This window comes from Candidatus Eisenbacteria bacterium (genome assembly GCA_035577985.1).
GTDB lineage: Bacteria > Desulfobacterota > Binatia > DP-6 > DP-6 > DATJZY01.
The window spans coordinates 1-18,743 of the sequence record DATJZY010000056.1 but is presented as its reverse complement, the minus strand read 5'-3'; the positions used below and the strand labels follow the sequence as shown (position 1 = coordinate 18,743).

Here is an 18,743-nt window from a genome sequence, read left to right as displayed (position 1 = left end):
GAGTGAACCGAGATGACGACACCAGCGTTCCGCACGCTCGACGACGCGGAGAAGCTGCCCGACAGCTACGTCAACCCGTACTACCTGGAGGATCTCCAACGACGCGTGTCCGTCGCCCGGGCCGGAGGCAAGCTGTACGCCTTTGACGACCTGTGCAGGCACGAAGGCTGCCCGCTCTCGGCGGGGCTGCTCACGGGCACGACGCTCATGTGCCAGTGCCACGGCTCCAGGTACGACATCACATCGGGCGCCGTCGTGCGAGGTCCCGCGACCGAACCGCTCACCACCTACGAGGTGCGCGAACGGGACGGCAAAGATCGCCACTGCTCCCATCCTCCTCGGGTCCAGGTCGGGCCGCGTTCGAGCACAGGCCGAGCACAGGTTTGGTTGTTCCCGGCCGGGCGAGCGGCTAGAAGTTTTGGTTCTACTTGGTCCCCGTCGTCTAGTCTGGCCTAGGACGTCGGCCTTTCACGCCGATAACGTGGGTTCGAATCCCGCCGGGGACACTCTCCGTTTCGCTGGTCGGTCGCGAAGAACGTCGCCGCTGCCGCGCGTCGCTTTGGCCGCACGGACGCCAGTGCCACCCCTGGGGATACTAGCGTCGGCGGCGGTCGGCCGTGACAGCGCCTGCACGCGGCGTGCAAGTGGCTCGGCGCGACGTGCGCGTACGGACGGCGGCGTGAGCAGGACCGGAAACCGTCCAGAGAACCCGGCCGGTACATGTGTTCCATGGAAGGTTACGTCTGCCGGCCGATGGCTCTGGTGAACTCCTTCGAACGTCTGGACGCAGCCGGACGCCCTCCGCTAGAGGTTCGCACGAAGGGTCCGATGGTCGCGACGCTCGCCGCTCTGCTGATCGTGCTTCTGGGCCCGCCGGCCGCGGCGGCGACGTCGTGCAGGGCGTCGTGCGCGGCGCGAATGGCGGCATGTCGGGCCGAGCGTTGCCCCGACGCCGTCGGAAAGGACCGCGGGAGCTGCCGCGACGCGTGCCGCGCCGTCACTGGGTGCGCCGCGGGGGCCGCGCGGATCGGCACGATCGCAGCCGTGGTGAACGAGTGTCACTCGACCGGCGGCCACTGGACTGCACGGCAGCGGCTCGAGATCCGCCATGGCGACTGCCCTCCGGTGACCGCGATCTCCGTCGACGCGAACGAGGCCGCGCCGGATCCCTTGAGCTGGTGCAGGGTGTATGGCGTGACGCGCGATGGTGGCGCCGCAATGGCATGGGGCAACATCCAGGGCTTCGCGGTCAGCCCGGGCGGCGACACCGTGATCTATCAGGTCACCGACGACTTCATCGGCACCTTGAAGATCCTCGGTTCTCCGATCGCCTCACCGCGAGCGCAACTCACCGAGGAGGGCATCTATCGCGTCCGCGCGGATGGCACCCGGCGCGAGTACCTGGGGCCCCAACTCCGCGTGCCATCGTTTCGCGTCATTGGAGGAGAGACGGGGTTTCCGTCCGACCGCGAGGTAGAGACCTTCTCGTTCAGTCCAGACGGCAAGAGCATCGTGTTCGTCGACCTCGGACCCGGCGAGGACGGGCCCGAAGCGCCGCAGATCTTCCGGCTCGACCTCGCGAAGCCCGACGTCCGCCATCAGCTCACCACGCTCAGGACGTCGCAGGTGGGGAGGAATCCTGGCGGGCTCGACGTCGCCGCGGTCTTTCTCGACGACGGGCGGGTGGGGGGCGCGTACTACGACGCGGGGCTGGGGAGCTTCCTCTTCTTCACGATCCGTCGGAACGGCGGGGGATACGCTTCGTTGGATCCGCCGGCATCGATCGGCGGCACACTGATCACGGACTTTCAGCTCGCCGGCTTGACGACCGACCTCGTGATCTTCCAGCTGAACCGGATGACCGACATGCCGCCACCGGGCGGCCCTATTCGCGAGGTGTTCATCCACTACCGCGCGAACGCTCTCCAGCTCACCAACTTCCGCCGAAGCGACACGATCTTCGCGCAGCGGCTTCGCGACCGGAATCACGTCGTCGTCGGCGCGTCCGCCGACCCGGTCGGACGCAATCCCCGGAACGCGTGCCAGCTCTTCACGTTGGATGCGTTGGGTGGACACCTGCGTCAGATCACGTCATTCGGCGAGCACACCCGGCCATCGGGCAGATGCCAGGGCGGTGATCCGCCCCCAAGCTGTACCGCGCTGCTGGCGCTCGGCGGCGAGGATCCGCGAACGGGGACCGTCGTCTTCGACTCGACCTGCGACGAATTCGGCGTTAGCCCGGTCAGCGACCAGCTCTTCGCCGTGCGACCGGACGGCTCTGGCTTCCGGCAGCTCACCGCCTATCGCGGGGTGGTCGAGCAAGACGGCATGGTCACAGTCGAGCTGCCGGGACCGATCGCCAGTCCAAACCAGCGTCCCTGACGTCGTCTGGGAACATCTGTTCCGCCGGTGGTTACGCCTGCCCGGCGGAGGTGATCCATGCGACGGTTGCAGTTCGGTGTGCTGATCGCCATCGGCGGTCTTCTGCTCCCCACGCTTGTGATCCCGACGCCGGCGCGTGCGGCGAAGGCTCGGGTCCGCGTCCTGCGTGAGATCTCCGGACCGAGCCCGTTCGCGCCGGACGGGTGCGGCCTCGGCACGACCGACCAGGGGGCGGAGTACACGCCGGAACTGATGGTGAACCCCGTCCGCCGGCGAAACCTGATCGCCATCTACAGCCAGGACGACGAGATCAGCACCGTGGTGTCCGCGTCGCGCGACGGCGGTCGACGCTGGACGCAGGTCCTGGTGCCGGGCCTGTCGCGGTGCACCGGTGGAACCTACTCCAATGCGTTCGACCCGGACGTTGCCATCGGACCGGACGGGATCGCGTATCTCTCCTCGGCGGTCTCCGAAGGGAACCCGAGCTCGTGGAGCTTGCTCGTGAATGCTTCGACGGACGGCGGCTTCTCCTGGTCCGACCCGGTCACCATCGACCGGCAAGGACCCTTTCCCTTCGCCGCCGTCGACTTACCCGTCATCACCGCGAATCCGTACGTCCCCCGCACGGCGTACCTCGTGTGGAACCAGATCCTGTTCTTGCAGCTGAGGTCGCCGCAGCTCTTCTCCCGAACCACCGACGGGGGCACCACTTGGACGCCGCCCGCGATGATCCCGATCACCCCGCAGGCGGACCTGGATCCCATCGCGAGCCAGATCCGTGTGCTGCCCGATGGAACGCTCGTCGACGTCTTCGATCAGGTCCGGGTCGCGAACCCACTGTCGGGCCCGGTCGGCCCAACCGGCGTGTGGGTGGCTCGTTCGACGGACCAGGGCGACACCTGGTCGGATCCGATCCACGTGGCGGACATCCCGGCGAACGTTCTGACCGACCCAGACAGTGGGACGGGGCTCGGACGTGGCAATTCCTGGCAGGTCGCGAGCGTGGCCGTCGGCGCCGATGGAGCCCTCTACGTGGCGTGGCATCTGATCGAGTCGACGTCGTCCTCCCGAATCCTGTTCGTCAAGTCGGTCGACGGGGGCCTCACGTGGACGGACCCGGGCCCGGTCGCGGTCGAGACGACGCAGGCCTTCAAGCCGACGATTGCGGTATCCCCCACTGGCCTCGTCGGCGTGACGTACTTCGATTTCCGCAACGACGTGCCGGGCGACCAGGAGCTGACGACCGACCTGTGGTTCCGACACTCGCACGACGGAGGGACGACGTGGTCGGAGACGCACGTGGCCGGGCCCTTCGACCTTCGCCCCGCCCCTTCTCCCGGCGCTTTCCCCCTGGGAGATTACTTCGGGCTCGTCCCGATCGGCAGGAACGGCTTCGGAGCCGTGTGGACCCAGACGCTCGTGTCGCAGACCGATGGCGTCACGGACACCTTCTACGCGCGGCTCCGCGTGTCGCGCGGACGTTGATGGTCTGCGTCGTGCCCCGATGGCGTAAGGGGGGGCGTCGGGCCGGGAGGACGCGCCCATCGGAGCCTCATCTGTGCCGACGACTGGTGCGGTAACGCGCTGGTCGCACACGGGGATCGCCGTCGTTGTCCTTCCGCATAGTTAGTTCGCGGGGATCGGCACGTGGATCATCGCAGCGCCACCTTGGAAATTGAACCCGTTCGCCTCCGCTTGCGAGGTGCCTAGGAGGGTGCCGGTTCGAGTCGGGGCCCCACCCAACCCGACACCAAGATTGGCACCGAGGCGCCTAGACAAGCCCTGGCCGGACGTGGGACGTTCGCGCACAGGCGCACCACCGTAGGGAAACGGTGTTCTCCGATCGAAGCATGATGAGGAAGATCCAATGATCACCCGTAGGCTGTTCGCCGCCGCCCTGCTCCTCGCGCTGCGCACGCAGGCGCCCGCACAGACCTGCCAGCCGGCACTGACGCCGTGCACGAGCGGCGCCCAATGCTGCTCCGGTGTCTGCGCGAATCAGCACGGGACCATGCAATGCACCGGCGTGAACCGCGCCACGACCACAACGACGACGTCACTCCCATCGACGACGGTCACCACGTCCTCCTCCACGTCCACGTCCTCGAGCTCCTCCACCTCCTCTTCGACCTCGACCTCCGACACCTCGACGACCGCGATCGCGACCACCACCACCTCCTCCTCCACCACCGACACCTCGACGACCGTGATCGCGACCACGACCACCACCTCCTCCACCTCCGATACCTCGACGACCGTGACCACCACGACAACCACCACCGTCGCCGACTCGACGACCGTTACGACCACCACCACGGTCGACACCTCGACGACCGTCACCACGACCATCGTCGCCGGAACGACGACGACCACGGCATGCCAGCCGGTGCTGACGCCATGCACGAGCGCCGCCCAATGCTGCTCCGGAATCTGCTCGAATCAGCACGGGACCATGCAATGCGCCGGTGCGAGCCGCGGCACGACCACCACGAGCACGTCGCTCCCACCGACGACGGTGACCAGCACAACCAGCACCACCTCGACAACCGTCTTCGGGGCGACGACGAGCACGACGCTCTACGTCTTCCGCTGCACCCTGGGCCTCGGGTTCAGCCAGACGCGCCAATGGTGGGTCGCCGGCTCCGGTGGCGCCTTCGAGACGGTGGTGAACAACGATCTCTGGGAGATGCGCGAATCCGCGGGTGCCGGCGTCGAATGGCAGGATCCGAACTTCGTCGGGTGGACCAGCCCGATCCTCTCGCCCTGCACCGATCAGTCGATCATCGACCGCGTGCTGCTCACGATCTCGACCTCCAATGGTTTCCCGGCCGTGGACTGGTGGGTGCAGCAGATCCGCGCCGAAGTCGCAACGATCCGCGTCATGCTGCCGGACGTCCGACAGATCATCCTGCAGCCGCTCGTCGGCGGCCCGAACCACATGATCTGCGGCACTCTCAGCAATCCGAACCATCCCTCGATCATCCACCCGCGGATCGATGAAGCGATCGCCATCGTGGCGCAGGACGCGCCGGATCTCGTCGTCGGCTACTCGCCAGAGGTCGACAGCTGTGCGGACTTCACCGACTGGGCGGGCCATCTCACGAACGATGCCCGCATCCGCGTCGGGCGGAAGATCGGACTCTACTACCTCGGCGCGGGGTTCTGAACGCGAGCCTCGGCGTCACCGAACCCAACGAAACGACCCGAACCGGAGTCCGCGTCTCTCGCCTGAGCCAGCTCGTGAGGATGGCCGGCGTCGTGCGGGCATCGCGCTCGCGACCGCCCCGATTCCCGGGCTGGCCGCAGACGGGATCGCCGTCGTCGCATTTCCGCATGGTTAGTCGGCGGAATCGGGGTACTCGGACCGGTCGCAGCAGGCGATCTTGGATCTGAGACCGTTCCGCTCCCGCCTGTGAGGTGCCCGGGCAGGGCTGGTTCTGGTCGGGATCACACCCAACCCGACACCAAGATTGGCAATGAATCGCCTAGACAGCGCGGGCCAGACGTGGAACGCTCGCGCACACACGCCACCGCAGCGGTAGACACGGAGGCGATCATGCGGGCACGAGACACGGGTCGCAGAGAGCACGCGGCCGGCCTGGAGCACGGTCGTGAAGTGCGCCGGGCCCGGCCCTGTCGTGGCCAACTGATCACCCGCACGCTGTTCGCCGTCGCCCTCCTGCTCGGGCTGCGCACGCCGGCGCCCGCACAGACCTGCCAGCCGGTGCTGACGCCATGCACGAGCGCTGCCCAATGCTGTTCCGGGATCTGCTCGAATCAGCACGGGACCATGCAATGCACCGGTGCGAACCGCGCCACGACCACGACCACGTCGCGCCCGGCGACGACCGTGACCAGCACCAGCACCACCACCGTCACCGACTCGACGACTGGGACCACGACCAGCACCGTCGACACCTCGACCACCGTGGCCACGACCAGCACCGTCGACACCTCGACCACGGTGACCACGACCACCACCGTCGATACCTCGACGACCGTCTCTACGACCACCGTCGTCGTCACCTCGTCGACCGTTACCGCAACCACCATCGTCGACGGCACGACGACGAGCACGACGCTCTACGTCTTCCGCTGCACTATGGGTCTCGGTTTCAGCCAGACCGGTCAATGGTGGCTCGCCGGCTCCGGTGGCACCTTCGAGACGGTGGTGAACAACGATCTCTGGGAGCTGCGCGGATACGCTGGTGCCGGCGTCCAGTGGCAGGATCCGAACTTCGCCGGCTGGTACAATGCGATCTACTCACCCTGCACCGATCAATCGATCGTCGACCGCGTGCTACTCACGGTCGCGAACCCCAACGGCAATCCGACCGTGGACTGGTGGGTGCAGCAGATCCGCGCCGAGATCGCAACGATCCGCGTCATGCTCCCGGACGTCCGACAGATCATCCTGCAGCCGATGCTCGGCGGCCCGAACCACATGATCTGCGGCACTCTCAGCGATCCGAACCATTCCTCGACGATCCACCCCCGGATCGACCAGGCGATCGCCATCGTGGCGCAGGACGCGCCGGACATCGTGATCGGCTACTCGCCCGAGGTCGACAGCTGCGCGGACTTCACCGACTGGGCAGGCCATCTCACGAACGATGCCCGCCTGCGCATCGGGCGGAAGATCGGCCTCTACTATCTCGGCGCGGGCTTCTGACGGTGACGATCGCCGGCATTCGAGCAGAGGGGCCGTAGAAGCCACACCCAGCGATCGTCCTCGGGTGGCGCTTCACGCCGACAACGTGGGGTCGAATCCCGCCGGCGCCTCCGGGTCCCGCTGCTCGGTCACGACGATGTCACATTCGGCGTGCTGCGCGTGACCGTCCGTCCGGCTACGATCGGCTGATCGGAGGGGGACCGATGCACACGAGAGCCTGGTCGTCGATCGTCTGGCTGACGCTCGCCTTGGCGGGAAGCGGAAGCCCTTCCCACGCCGCTCCCGGCACCTTCGCCAGCAACCAGCGGATCATCTACTCGGACGGGCTACACAGTGAGAACACCGAGATGATCCGTCTCGGCGGCCGCATCCTGCTCATGTTCCGGGGCGGCGAGGAGGGTCAGATCGGATCGGCGCGCGCGCGGCTCAAGATCTTCGAGTCGCGCGATCGCGGGCGGACGTTCAAGCCGCTCAGCGAGGTGAACGCGAGCAACCTGCCCGGTGAGCGGGACATCCGCGATCCCAAGTTCGTGAAGATGGGACGGAAGCTCTTTCTGTACGCCATCAGCCGCCTGCCGGGCTTCCACTACCGCGACTTCCAGGGCGAGGCGTGGACCGTGCGCGCGGAATCGAGCGACGGCGGCCGCACGTGGACGCCGCCCGTGAAGACGTACGCGGACGTCGACAAGTCCGGGAACGAGACCTTCTGGGGCTTCTGGCGCTACACGAAGCGCCTCTACAAGCAGGACGGCAAACGACGGCAGACGCTGTTCGCCACTGGCTACACGGACTTCGACACCCTCGTCGGCCTGTTCGCCTCCGACGACGGCATCACGTGGGAGAAGCGGTCGGTGATCATCGCGTCCTACAACGACGTGCCGAGCGAGGCCGAGCTGCAGTTCTTCGGCAAGAACCACGACACCGCGGTGGCGCTGGTGCGTCTCGACAACCAGGACATCCTGGCCGACGGGCAGACCGCGATCTGCACGTCGCACGATCCGTTCGACACGTGGGAGTGCGGGCGCCGGATCGAGCAGCGCCTGGACGGCCCCACCTGGATCGTCCGCGGCACCCGGGGCCACGAGCGCAGCTTCGTGTTCGCCCGCAAGCATCTGCCCTGCACGTTCAAGCGCACGGCCATCTACGAGCTCCGCGGCGACCTCACCGATCCCGCCGCCCCGATCGAGGTCTGCGAGATCCAGGAGCTCGAGAGCTCGGGGGACACGGCCTACACCTCGCTCGTACCCCTCGATCGGAATCGGTCCCTGCTCGCCTGGTACAGCAGCAAGGTCGATCAGGAGCTACCGTGGTTCGAGGGCATTTCCTCGCCGAGCGACGTCTGGCTCGCCGACGTGAACTTCAAACGCGCGCCAGCCGACTGCGTGCATCCGGCTCCGAAGCGCGCCTGCGAACCGCCGCCGCTGCCCACCGGCACGACGGGGTTCGACGTCACCGGCACCCATCTCCTGACGCTCGCTCCCGTGATCTGGCCGGCGCAGACCCTGTCCTTCCAGGCCGACGTGCAGGTGCACGGCGCGACGCTCGATCTCGCCCTCCAACCCCTCGACGGCATGAGCAAGGCGCCGGTGGGAGCGCCGTGGATCGTCATGGGCGTCGCGATCTCCGCCGACGGCCGGTTCGCTGCCGATTTCGGCACGCAGATCGTGCCGGTGGAGGCCTACCCGCTCCTCGACGACCCGTATCTGACCGTCCAGCAGCTCGTGCTGAGCGGCGTCACGACCTCGGGCGACGGCTTCTGCGGGACCGTCGGCGGCTATGGGCAGGTGTTCGGGACGAGCCCCTCGGATCAAATCCGGCTCGAGGGGTCGACGTTCGGTGCAGTGCGCGTCACCGGCGCGGAGTTGCCGACGCCCGTCGCCGCGTGCCCGACGTCGTGAGCCCGCCGCTCCCGCTCAATATACTACGACTCGCGGCCGGCAAACCCGCTCATCTGCACTTCACGCCCCTGCCCCGCGGCGCGCAGCTCTGGCTCGGCGCGATGAACGTCGCGACGGCGCACTGACCCGTCTCCGCCGTCGGCGGATCGAGAACGAGCGTGGCCGCGAGCGGAAGGCTGGCCGTGTCGACGGGATAGGCGCCGCGCTTCCCGGTCACCTTCACGCGCACGAGACCGGGCTGCTTCTTCGACAGGTCCTTCACCGACAGCGCGGTGATGCCGCCGGGCGCCGTCGCGCTCTTGTCGACGTACCGCCAGCTCGTGCCGCTCCCGGCCGCCTGCCAGCCCACCTGCGCCACTCGATCGTACGCGCCGCCGGGTACGGTGACGTCGAGCACGCGAGCGCCGGTGGCGTCCTCGATCACCAGCGCCGCTCCGCCGACGACCGGGTCGAGCGCGGGCGTGAACGGGTGCGGAACGACGACCTCCGTTCTGAACGTCATCGTATCGTCGCCGGGCGGCGTGTCGAGCTTGCTCAGGAGAAGGCTCGCCCTCGACGTCGCGCCGGGCGTCCCGCACGTGGTCGGGCACGGTGCCAGCACGCCCGGGAGCGGCAGCTCGTGGATCTCCATCGGCGGGTTCTGCGGATCCGGCAGCAGCGCGAAGTCGACCGTCATCACGAACGGACCCGTGGGCGGCTGCACCCCCTCGCAGAGCCCGATCGGGCGTCCCTGGCTCCGGTTGTCGCTGAACGTCGTGTTGGTGTGACCCCAGATCCAGCGATACGGGTTCCTGCTTCCGGCGATGTCGGCGCTGTTGCCGCTGACGATCGTGCCGTCGACGGGCCGCGACAGGGCCGTGGTGCGATGGTGCGTGCCGACGACGATCGCCTCGTCGATGGCGTCGGAGCTCGTGAACTGGTTGTCGGTCACCGCGGTGTGATCGTCCTCGACGCGGACGCCGAACGTGACGTTCTGGAAGACGTTCGCATGCACGACGTTGTCGTCCGCGTAGTCGAGCGCGTAGCCGGGGAGATACTGCGGATCGCTGCATTCCATCGGTGCCGTGTTCTCGCCCATGCGCGAGCCGATCCAGACGCCGTTGTCCTCGTCGACGAAGGTGTTGTTCTCGATGACGTTGCCGTCGGCGCCGTAGCGACGCTGGAACCAGCGCTCCGGCCGCTGGGTCACGAACTCGCCGCAGTTCTTGTAGAGGAAGATGCCGCCGGCGGTGTTGCTCTCGAAGCGGTTGTTGCGCACGACGTTGAAGCGCGACCCGTCGATCGCGAGGCCCTCGCGACCGGTGCCCCAGAACCACACGGTGGCGCCGCCGATCGTGAACGGGTCGCCGGCCGGACTGTTCTCGCCGAAGCCGTTGCGCGTGATCGTGCTGTCCTCGACGACGTTGTTCTTCGAGCCGGCCTCGAGGTAGATGCCCGTGCTGCCGGATCCCTCGACGTGCAGGTTCCGCAGCGTGACACCCTCGACGTAGCCGTTCACGAACACGCCGACGCCACGCGAGTTGAGGATGGTGCTGTCCTCGATCGTGATGTTCGAGAACCCGTTCTCGTACTCGACGCCCTCGGCGAGCTGGCGGAACCCCTCGCGTTCGATGTGGACGTTGTTGAGGAAGCCCTCGATGTGGCAGTTGCGGACGGTGATGTTGGCGAGCGGCGTGTCGGTCGGGGCGTGGATGTAGACGCCGTAGCGACGATCCGGCGCCGCGATGTGCGCACCCTGACAGTCGAGCGTCACGTCGGAAGCCAGGATCTCCACCCCGCGCGTCCACGTGCACGACGGATCCAGGTGCGAGCTGACGGTGATGTCCACCCGCTGGTCCGCGCGATCGCAGGTGATGAGCTCCGATCCGGGGTCGACGGCGGAGGCGAGCGATGGAAGCATCCCTGCGGCGGCAAGGAGCAGGAACGAAGTCGGCACGATGAGGCGCATGGAAGGTCTCCGGATCATCGGGCCGCAAGGGCCGCCACACCATGTCTCGATCTGGGCGATGATCGACTCGACGGTGAAGTGTACGGGTGGGACCCGACGGGTCAAGAGAATTCCAGGTGACGCGGACCGCAGCTCGCCCGGCGCGGGCTCACTGCGCCTCGTGGGCTCCGATGTCCGGCGCGAGCCCGCGCGGGACGTCGTTGCCGTAGAAGTCGGTCGCCGGCGCGCCCGTGATGACCGTGCCGCGATCGATGGCGGGCGAGCCCGGGAGCAGCGTCCATTCGGTCACGGGCCGGCCGACGTCGTGGTAGCCGAGGCCGTCCACCAGGGGATCGAGGCCATAGAGGGAGTGCGGCTCGTCGCCGGCGACGGCTCCCGCCGTGTACCGATACAGGTTGTAGTCGCGCTGGAACGGGACGTTCGTCATGCCCGAGCCGAGGACGTTCGCCACCGTCGACACCACCAGGTTGTTCTCGAACAGGAGCGGCAGCGTGCCGAACGAGGGCCTCGGCGCCCACGAGGGCGTTCCGACGGCGCCGCGCGCCGTCGGATACACGGTGTTGTTGTACACCTGCGCGCCGTCGATCCGTCCCGAGTTCCAGGTCGCGAAGTAGATCTCCTCCGCGCCGTCGCCGGTCCCCATGCGCCCGTTGTTGGCGCACACGTTGTAGCGGACGATCGAATTGACGGTGCTCGTGCGCTCGGCCCCGAAGACCGCGATGCAGTACGCCTGATTGTCGTGCGCGTAGTTGTACTGCACGGTCGTGTCGGCGCTGTAGTAATCGATGTCGAAGGCACCGCCGTCGGCGCCGGGCGAATGATTGTCGTAGGCCTCGTTGCCGTGGACGAGCACGTCGTTGCTCGCCCAGCTCCAGATCGCATTCGGCGTTGCGATGGTCTGGATCGGCTGCATTCCGGAGCGGTAGACGACGTTGCCCGCCATGACGACGTGGCTCGCCATGTAGGTGGCGATGCCGTCGCCTTGCGTGTCGTGCACCGTGCAGCCGAGGATCATGATGTTCGTGCTGCGACGGGCGAGCTCCTGGGCGTGACGCGCCCACTGCCGGTCGCCGGTGAGGTACTCGCCGTGCACGAGGATCCCCGCCCACAGGCTGGTGTCGTATGCCGTGACCCCCTCGATCAGCACGTCGTTGAACCGCGAACCCGAGACGCCGGGCATCACGAGGACGAGGCCCGTCGCCTTCCCATCCATCGCAGAACCGGTGACGTGGTGGACGACGAGATTCCGGATCTGGAGGCCGTTCACCGTCGCGGTCGTGGACGAGGTGGCGAACAGGCCGTAGCGGGCGCTGTTCGCGATCTCGAGATCCTGCACGGTCACGTAGGACGGGTTCGTGAGCCTGACGGCAGCGGGGTTTCCCGCGCCGTTGATGATCGGCGCGGGACCGGTGCCGTTGGCGCCGATCGTGATGCGGCTGGCCGCCGTGCCGGCGCGCCGGAAGAGAAGGGCCCCATTGCACGTCGTGCCCCGCTCGAACAGAACCGTGTCCCCCGGTGCGAAGGGTCGACTCGAGACGGTGGCCAACGAGTTCCACGGGTTCGTCGCGGAGCCGTTGCCGTTCGTGCCGCGACTGCAATCGACGTAGTACGTTGCAGCGGACCCGCCGGCGGGAAGAAGGGCGGCAGAGAGGACGGCGATCACCGCGAGCCGGCCGAACCGAAACATCGTGAGTCCTTCCCCCGGCATGCAAGGGGCATACAAGGCCCGCCTCGCTGCCGTCCAGTCCTCTTCTGCCCAGCCGACGAGCTGTTCCAACTCGCGGACATCCGGGGGACCCGAGCGCCCCTCGCGGCGAGCGCTCACTGCGAGTACGTCACGTCCAACTCGGGCCACAGGCTCGCATCGGTGTGCTCGCCCGTCGCGAACTGGATGCGATCGGAGATCCCGTTCGCGTTGTCGTGCACCTCGAACGCGAGCCGCACCTGGGTTCGCCCGGTTCGGTTGATCGCCGCGAGGCCCGCCGCGTCGAGCGTCCCGGCCGACCAGGCGCCGTTCGTCGCAGGGTTGCTCAGCGAGGCCGACGCCGGCGCGGTCGCCGCCGCCTGGAAGTCGCCCGCCTGGAGCGCGGCGTTGCCGCCGAAGCCGCCCGTCTGCACGTCGGCGAGCAGGCGCCCGAGGGTCCCGAACGGATTCGTGCCCGCGATCCCCACCCGATTCAGGCGCAGCGTCGCGGCGACGATCGTCGCGCCGGCGGGGATCGTGGACGTGTCGAAGGACGCGATCACCCTGGACTGCGCGTTGTTCGCCTGATCGCCGACCTGCATGGTCGTACCCGTCGCGATCGTGCTGCCCCCTACGCCGCTGCCCGGTGTGGACTCACCCACGACACCGTCCTCGGTGCCGATCGACCGCAGCACGAGCGTCACCGGCGTGCCGCCGATGGTCGTCGTGGTGGTCGACGAGGAGGTGGAGGTGGTCGTCGTCGAGGCCGGCACCGTCGTCGACGTGCTCGTCGTCTCCGGGACGGACGTGTTGGTTGGGCCCGTGGTGCTGCTCGACGACGTCGAGATCGTCGTCGTGCTGCTTGCCTCCGTCGTCGTGCTCGTCGTCGGTACGGTGCTCGTGGTCGTCGCGGGGACGGAGTACGTGACGTCGAGCTCGGGCCACAGGCTCGCGTCCGCGTTCTCTCCCGTGGCGAACTGAATGCGATCGGAGAAAGCATTCGCGTTGTCGTGCACCTCGAACGCAAGGCGTACCTGGGTGCGCCCGGTTCGATTGATCGCCGCCAGGCCCGCGGCGTCGAGCGTCCCCGTCGACCAGGCGCCGTTCGCGGCGGGGTTGCTCAGCGACACCGACGCCGATGCGGTCGCCGCCGCCTGGAAGTCGCTCGGCTGCAGCGCGGCGCTGCCGCCGAAGCCGCCGGTCTGGACGTCGGCCAGCAGCCGGCCCAGCGTCCCGAACGGGTTCGCGCCGGAGAGGCCGACGCGGTTCAGGCGGAGTGTCGCCGACACGATCGACGCGCCGGCGGGGATCGTGGAGGTGTCGAACGACGCGATCACCCTGGACTGCGCGTTGTTCGCCTGATCGCCGACCTGCATGGTCGTGCTGGTCGCGTTGACGCTGCCGCCGACGCCGCTCCCGGGCGCCGATTCGCCCAGGCTGCCGTCCTCGGCCCCGATCGACCGGAGCGCGATCGTCACCGTGGAGCCGGCGAGCGTCGTCGTGGTGGTGGACGACGAGGTGGTGGTGGTCGTCGTGCTGATGGGCATGGTCGAAGTGCTGGTGGTCGTCGGCATCGAGGTGGCGGTCGTGCTGCTGGTGCTCGCGACCGTCGTCGAGCTCGTGCTGGTCGTCGTGGGCACCACGGTGGTTGTCGTCGTCGTGCTCGTCGTCACGGGCGACGACGAGAGATACGTCACGTCGAGCTCGGGTTGCTGGGTCGCAGTCGGATCATCCCCCGAGGCGTACAGGGTTCGGTCGGCGACTCCATTCGCGTTGCCGGGAAGCTCGAAGCCGATCCGGACTTGCGTCCGTCCGGTCTTGTTGATCGCCGCGAGACCCGCGGCGTCGAGCGATCCGATCGACCAGAGATCGCCGTTGGTCACCGGGTCGTTCAACGATCCCACCGCGGGCGCCGTCGCCGCCGCCTGGAAGTCGCTCGTCTGCAGGGCGGCATTGCCGCCGAAGCTGCCCGTCTGCACGTCGACGAGCAGGCGCCCCAACGAGTCGAAGCCGCTCGAGCCGTAGTAGCCCACGCGCCTCAGTCGAAGCCTTGCACCGAGGATCATCGCGTCGTCGGGAAGCGATGACGTGTCGAACGAGAGCACCATCTTCACCTGGCCGCCGTTCACCTGGTCGCCGACGTGGAGCGTCGTGAAGGTTGGATAGACGTATCCCCCCAGGCCGCTGCCGGGCGGCGACTCGGCCACGTAGCCGTCCTCCGTTCCGATCGAGCGGAAGGCGGCGGTCGCCGCCGGCACGCTCACGTGGATCGTCTGCAAGCCGGTGCGCCCGGAGCCGTCGACGACCGACGCCGTGATCCAGTGCGTCCCCAGCGACAACGTCGACGTCGTGAAGCTGCTTCCGGTTCCGATGGGTCCGTCGATGCTCGAGGTCCAGACGAGGCTCGCGTTCAGGTCTCCGTCCTCGGCATCGGTCGCGCTCGCGGTGAAGGTGACGGCGTCGCCGGGCTGCGCGACCGTCCCGTCGACGGGCGCGGCGATCGTCACCGTGGGCGCCTGCGGGTCGCTCGCAGGGACGGCGGGAAACCAGGTCTGGGTCACGGGGGACGTCTTCAGGAAGTCGAGCAGCATCGCGCCGACCTTGCGGATGGCGAACTGCTGGAGGTGCGCGCCCTCGTTCACCAGGAACTCGCTGCAGTCCCACGTGAGACCGTCCGAACGCGGCGTCGTGCCGTCGGCCCAGAGGTAGGGGCCCCACCCGAGCCAGGGCGCGACGGTGGTATCGTCGACGTCGCCGGCGACCGGATCGATGGGGTTGAGCGGTGTCGCCATCTGGTCGATCTGCGATTCGATCAGCCACTTCACGCCGAACCCGCCCTCGTACGCGGATGGCTCGGGGCTGAGCGGCGTGACCGTGTAGCCCGCATATATGCGGGTCGAGAAGAAGATCTGACGGAGGTTCGGGTAGCGCGTCTTGAGGGCGCGCGCGACGCTCCCGAGCCGACCCTCGAGCACGCGAGCGTCGGCGTTCTCGTTCGGCAGCGTCACGGGTGGATTGATGTCGGCTTCCTTCAGCCACACCGCCTGGACCTGAGCCTCGGCGAGGCCCTGTGCCGCGAGGAGAGCGGCGACAGCGTCGTAGTTCGCCCCGCGCGGATCGACCCACGTCTTGGCGTCCTGCTGCGGTCGCGCGCCGTTTATCATCACGAGCGTGGCGTGGTTCACCGCGGGGTCCAGTGCCGCCTGTCCCATGAAGGACTCCGGCCAACAGTCCGTGGTGCCCACCGGGATGCAGAACTCGCCGGCCGCGTTCGACATGCCGACCGCCAGAAGGACGATCTTGCCGTTCTGCGCGTCGGGCACGCCCGCCAGATTACGGGGCACGATCTGCGCCGCCGCGGCGAGCCCGGCGGCCAGGTGCGCCGGCGGCATCGCATTCGATCCACCGGGGTACAGACCGCCCTGGAACTGCCCCAGGTAGAGGCCCGTGCCGAGATCCGTCAGCGGCACGCGTCCGATCGACGTCTGCGCGCAGTTCTGCGAACGGCCGGCGACCGGAAGCAGCAGCACGGCCGCGACCGCGAGGCTCCTGGACCAGGCCGCCCTCATCGAAGGTCGGACGATGACACAGGGTGCGTCGGTGGGACAAGGGAAACCTTGGAATCTGGGCGCCTAGCGCAAGGACAACCCTTTGCGCCTGCCAAGGCCGTATGTGCCAACTGCGTCACTTGTGAGCGCGTCCTGACGCGAACGGCGGCACCAGCGGACGAGGGTCGATTCGCGCTGGCGGCGCAGCGGGATCTGAACGGGCGGACCTAGGCCCCGTCCCGTGGGGCGAACGCGTTCATATCGACCGCGCCGGGCGCCTGCGCGTCGGACGGCATGCGTCTTGCGAAGCGCCTTCCACCAAGAGACGTCATGCCACACCCTGCGGTGCAGCCGAGAAGGTTCGACGACAGGTACGACTCCGACGACCTGTTCGGAGAACAGGCCGCACGCCACGTCGTGTGCGCGTCCTGCAATCTCCTCATCCGTCGCGATCCCGAAGCCCAGCGCGTCCACGCGCAATCGTGCCTCCCGACGTTGGGAACGAGGCTCGCGCAGCTCTACCGCCGCCTCCGCGGGCGCTGACGATCGACAGCCGGCCCGATGAAGGGCCGCGCACCGCAGCCCGAGCCGCGTTGGTTGTCCGACCCGGCCGACGAACGATACACAGGGGCAGACGGCGATGCGGGTGGGGATCCGGGAAGCGAACTTCGTCTTTCTGTTCGCTGGGCTGCTCGTCCTACTCGTCGGCGTGCCGCTGGCGGAGCAGATCGCGGGGCGCGTCCCGATGCTGGGTCCGCTCGGATTCTGCGTTCTCGTTCTGGTGGCGACCGGAACGCTCGCGTCGTCGGGTCTGTGGCTTCGTCTGGGCACCGGTCTCGTCGCAGCGGTGTGCGCCACCTCCGCATGGACGCTCCTGCATCCGGGCGCGATCGCCACGGCGGCGTGGATCTCCATGGCGTGGGCGTTCTGTCTCCTGAGCACCACGATCTGTCTCCGGGAGGTCCTCACGCGCAGCCGGGTCACGATCAATCACCTCGTGGGAGCCATGTGCGGGTATCTTCTCCTCGCGGTGCTGTGGGCCTTCACCTACGCCGCGGTCGAGCTGGCGTTTCCCGGGTCGTTCCGAGCCGTCGCGCCCGACACGAGCGTCGCGCTCGACGACCTCATGTATCTGAGCCTGATCACGCTCACGACCACCGGCTACGGCGATGTCCTCCCCATCGAGCGACTGGCGCGTGCCCTGGCCAGTCTCGAAGGCGTCGTGGGGCAGCTCTACGTGGCCGTGCTCGTGGCGACGCTCGTGGCCCAGTACGTCGCGCCGGGTCGCGCGGAATAGCGTCGCAATCCAAATTGACCGCTTGCGCCCACTCAGTCAGATTCGGCGCATGGCTGCTGGCCGTCCGGCTCGCGCGCGGCGAGCACCCCCGCGCCGCCCCGCGGTGGCCGGGGAGCGCGCCGCCGGGAGGCAGCGCCGACTCGCCCGCATTCTCGACGCCGCCGAGAAGCAGTTCGCCGCGCACGGGTTCGCGAAGACCGCCGTCGACGAGATCGCCGCCGCGGCCGGCGTCTCCAAGGGCCTCGTCTACGATCACTACGTCTCGAAGGAAGCGCTCCTCGCGGCCGTGTGGGAGCGACTCGTCGACGCGTGGACGCGGGCGGTTCGGGAGCTCCGTGCGATCGGACGTCCGTCGCGGCGTCGATCGGGGAGTTGGTCCGCCTCTCCCTCGACTACGTGCGCGCGAACCCGCTTCTGCGTCGCATCATCGCGGAGGATCCGGGCAGCCTCATCCCCGGGGGCCTGCAGGGGCAGCTCGAGTTCTCGCGCGGCTACCGCGCCGGCCTCGAGCCGCTGCTCGCGCGTGGCGTCCGCTCGGGCGAGCTGCGCCGGGACCTGGACGTCGCGCACACCGCAGACGTGATCTGGCTCCTGCACTTCGGCCTCACGCGGGAGCTCTTCGTCGGCGCGCACCGCAGCTCGCGCGCCGACCACGACGAACTGGTGCGCAGCGCCGTCGATCTCATCGTCGCCGGCCTGCGCCCACCGCGAGGACGACGACGATGACCGGGAAGCTCCCCGCCGCCACACTGCTGCTCGTTTCAGCGGCCGCGTTCGCGCAGACCGCGGCGCCGCCACAGATCGTCGGCGTGCTGGCCGGCCCGGGCTCGGTAAAGCCCCAGCCGACCCTCGCCTTCTTCGGCACGGACCTCGGCTGGACCGTCGCGCACGGCGGCGAGCTGCGCATCCTGTTCGGCGACACCGACGAGGTGTTCGACACCGTGTGCTTCCCGCAGCAGCACAACGACGACTCGCAGGGCTCGATTCCGCTCGTGCGACCCGACGGCGTCCCGCCGCTCACGATGGACACGATCCCGGGCGATCCGAACACGCTCCAGCGGCTCATGTTGACGCGAAACGGCGAGTCGCTCGCCATGGGGTATGGCCAGGTGCCGGTGTCGGCCTACGGCGACGGCGAGCATCTGGTGGCGATCGTCGGGCGCGGCGGCACGATTCCCTGCAAAGCGGGCGTCGCCGATCCCGTCGCCGCCTGTCGCGGCCCGCTCTCCGACCATCCCGATCGCTCGAACTGGAAGAGCGCGGATGGCCTGCGCTGCTCGACGACGGTGGGCGAGTGCGTCCCGGCCCCGAACG

14 protein-coding genes and 1 tRNA gene are annotated in these 18,743 nt (G+C 68.4%); 10 read left to right on the top strand and 5 right to left on the bottom strand.

Annotated features, from left to right (window positions below):
• Positions 1-12 precede the first annotated feature (12 nt).
• From VMS22_08865 to VMS22_08850, 4 genes are all read left to right on the top strand, one after another.
• Positions 13-456 carry a Rieske (2Fe-2S) protein gene (locus tag VMS22_08865; GenBank protein ID HXJ34138.1) on the top strand — a complete coding sequence of 148 codons (444 nt, stop codon included), beginning with the start codon at positions 13-15 and terminating at the stop codon, positions 454-456.
• Positions 432-506 (top strand) — tRNA-Glu (locus tag VMS22_08860). The genes VMS22_08865 and VMS22_08860 overlap by 25 nt, the downstream gene beginning before the upstream one ends.
• 322 nt (positions 507-828) lie before the next feature.
• Positions 829-2,382, top strand: coding sequence for a hypothetical protein (locus VMS22_08855; GenBank protein HXJ34137.1), 1,554 nt, complete (start codon positions 829-831; stop codon positions 2,380-2,382).
• 57 nt (positions 2,383-2,439) lie between these two features.
• Entirely contained in the window at positions 2,440-3,867 is a 1,428-nt protein-coding gene (locus VMS22_08850) for a sialidase family protein (GenBank protein HXJ34136.1), read from the top strand.
• A gap of 513 nt (positions 3,868-4,380) precedes the next feature.
• Here VMS22_08850 and VMS22_08845 read toward each other — a convergent pair.
• Positions 4,381-4,755: a hypothetical protein gene (locus tag VMS22_08845; protein ID HXJ34135.1), complete on the bottom strand. Its 375-nt coding sequence runs from the start codon at positions 4,753-4,755 to the stop codon at positions 4,381-4,383.
• A 79-nt stretch (positions 4,756-4,834) separates the two neighbouring features.
• Between VMS22_08845 and VMS22_08840 the strand changes: the two genes are divergently transcribed.
• Complete coding sequence (locus tag VMS22_08840) at positions 4,835-5,548, top strand: hypothetical protein (GenBank protein ID HXJ34134.1); 714 nt, start codon at positions 4,835-4,837, stop codon at positions 5,546-5,548.
• Positions 5,549-6,159: 611 nt separating this feature from the next.
• On the opposite strand, the gene VMS22_08835 is transcribed toward VMS22_08840, so the two are convergent.
• Positions 6,160-6,459 carry a hypothetical protein gene (locus tag VMS22_08835; protein ID HXJ34133.1) on the bottom strand — a complete coding sequence of 100 codons (300 nt, stop codon included), beginning with the start codon at positions 6,457-6,459 and terminating at the stop codon, positions 6,160-6,162.
• 25 nt (positions 6,460-6,484) lie between these two features.
• Between VMS22_08835 and VMS22_08830 the strand changes: the two genes are divergently transcribed.
• Positions 6,485-7,054: a hypothetical protein gene (locus tag VMS22_08830; GenBank protein HXJ34132.1), complete on the top strand. Its 570-nt coding sequence runs from the start codon at positions 6,485-6,487 to the stop codon at positions 7,052-7,054.
• Between the two features lie 203 nt (positions 7,055-7,257).
• On the top strand, positions 7,258-8,952 hold the full coding sequence (locus VMS22_08825) for a sialidase family protein (GenBank protein ID HXJ34131.1): 1,695 nt from the start codon (positions 7,258-7,260) through the stop codon (positions 8,950-8,952).
• Between the two features lie 49 nt (positions 8,953-9,001).
• Here VMS22_08825 and VMS22_08820 read toward each other — a convergent pair whose 3' ends face one another.
• The 3 genes from VMS22_08820 to VMS22_08810 all read right to left on the bottom strand — a co-directional run bounded on the left by VMS22_08820 (position 9,002) and on the right by VMS22_08810 (position 16,153).
• The gene (locus VMS22_08820) at positions 9,002-10,900 is read right to left on the bottom strand and encodes a right-handed parallel beta-helix repeat-containing protein (GenBank protein ID HXJ34130.1); all 1,899 of its coding nucleotides are present in this window, start codon (positions 10,898-10,900) and stop codon (positions 9,002-9,004) included.
• Between the two features lie 148 nt (positions 10,901-11,048).
• On the bottom strand, positions 11,049-12,587 hold the full coding sequence (locus VMS22_08815) for a right-handed parallel beta-helix repeat-containing protein (GenBank protein ID HXJ34129.1): 1,539 nt from the start codon (positions 12,585-12,587) through the stop codon (positions 11,049-11,051).
• A gap of 134 nt (positions 12,588-12,721) precedes the next feature.
• The gene (locus VMS22_08810) at positions 12,722-16,153 is read right to left on the bottom strand and encodes a hypothetical protein (protein ID HXJ34128.1); all 3,432 of its coding nucleotides are present in this window, start codon (positions 16,151-16,153) and stop codon (positions 12,722-12,724) included.
• A 619-nt stretch (positions 16,154-16,772) separates the two neighbouring features.
• Here VMS22_08810 and VMS22_08805 point away from each other — a divergent pair.
• The 3 genes from VMS22_08805 to VMS22_08795 form a co-directional block, all read left to right on the top strand.
• A complete protein-coding gene (locus VMS22_08805; protein HXJ34127.1) occupies positions 16,773-17,429 on the top strand; it encodes a potassium channel family protein in 657 nt (218 codons plus the stop codon).
• Between the two features lie 372 nt (positions 17,430-17,801).
• Entirely contained in the window at positions 17,802-18,155 is a 354-nt protein-coding gene (locus VMS22_08800; protein HXJ34126.1) for a hypothetical protein, read from the top strand.
• Positions 18,152-18,743 (top strand): hypothetical protein (locus tag VMS22_08795; GenBank protein HXJ34125.1); only part of this gene is annotated, 592 nt, incomplete at its 3' end. The genes VMS22_08800 and VMS22_08795, both read left to right, overlap by 4 nt.

Excerpts from the sequence above, each read along its gene's own strand:
- VMS22_08820 (HXJ34130.1), bottom strand. The coding sequence starts at position 10,900 with ATGCGCCTCATCGTGCCGACTTCGTTCCTGCTCCTTGCCGCCGCAGGG.
- VMS22_08850 (HXJ34136.1), top strand. The coding sequence starts at position 2,440 with ATGCGACGGTTGCAGTTCGGTGTGCTGATCGCCATCGGCGGTCTTCTG.
- VMS22_08825 (HXJ34131.1), top strand. The coding sequence starts at position 7,258 with ATGCACACGAGAGCCTGGTCGTCGATCGTCTGGCTGACGCTCGCCTTG.
- VMS22_08840 (HXJ34134.1), top strand. The coding sequence starts at position 4,835 with ATGCAATGCGCCGGTGCGAGCCGCGGCACGACCACCACGAGCACGTCG.
- VMS22_08855 (HXJ34137.1), top strand. The coding sequence starts at position 829 with ATGGTCGCGACGCTCGCCGCTCTGCTGATCGTGCTTCTGGGCCCGCCG.
- VMS22_08815 (HXJ34129.1), bottom strand. The coding sequence starts at position 12,587 with ATGTTTCGGTTCGGCCGGCTCGCGGTGATCGCCGTCCTCTCTGCCGCC.
- VMS22_08805 (HXJ34127.1), top strand. The coding sequence starts at position 16,773 with ATGCGGGTGGGGATCCGGGAAGCGAACTTCGTCTTTCTGTTCGCTGGG.
- VMS22_08830 (HXJ34132.1), top strand. The coding sequence starts at position 6,485 with ATGGGTCTCGGTTTCAGCCAGACCGGTCAATGGTGGCTCGCCGGCTCC.
- VMS22_08865 (HXJ34138.1), top strand. The coding sequence starts at position 13 with ATGACGACACCAGCGTTCCGCACGCTCGACGACGCGGAGAAGCTGCCC.
- VMS22_08810 (HXJ34128.1), bottom strand. The coding sequence starts at position 16,153 with ATGAGGGCGGCCTGGTCCAGGAGCCTCGCGGTCGCGGCCGTGCTGCTG.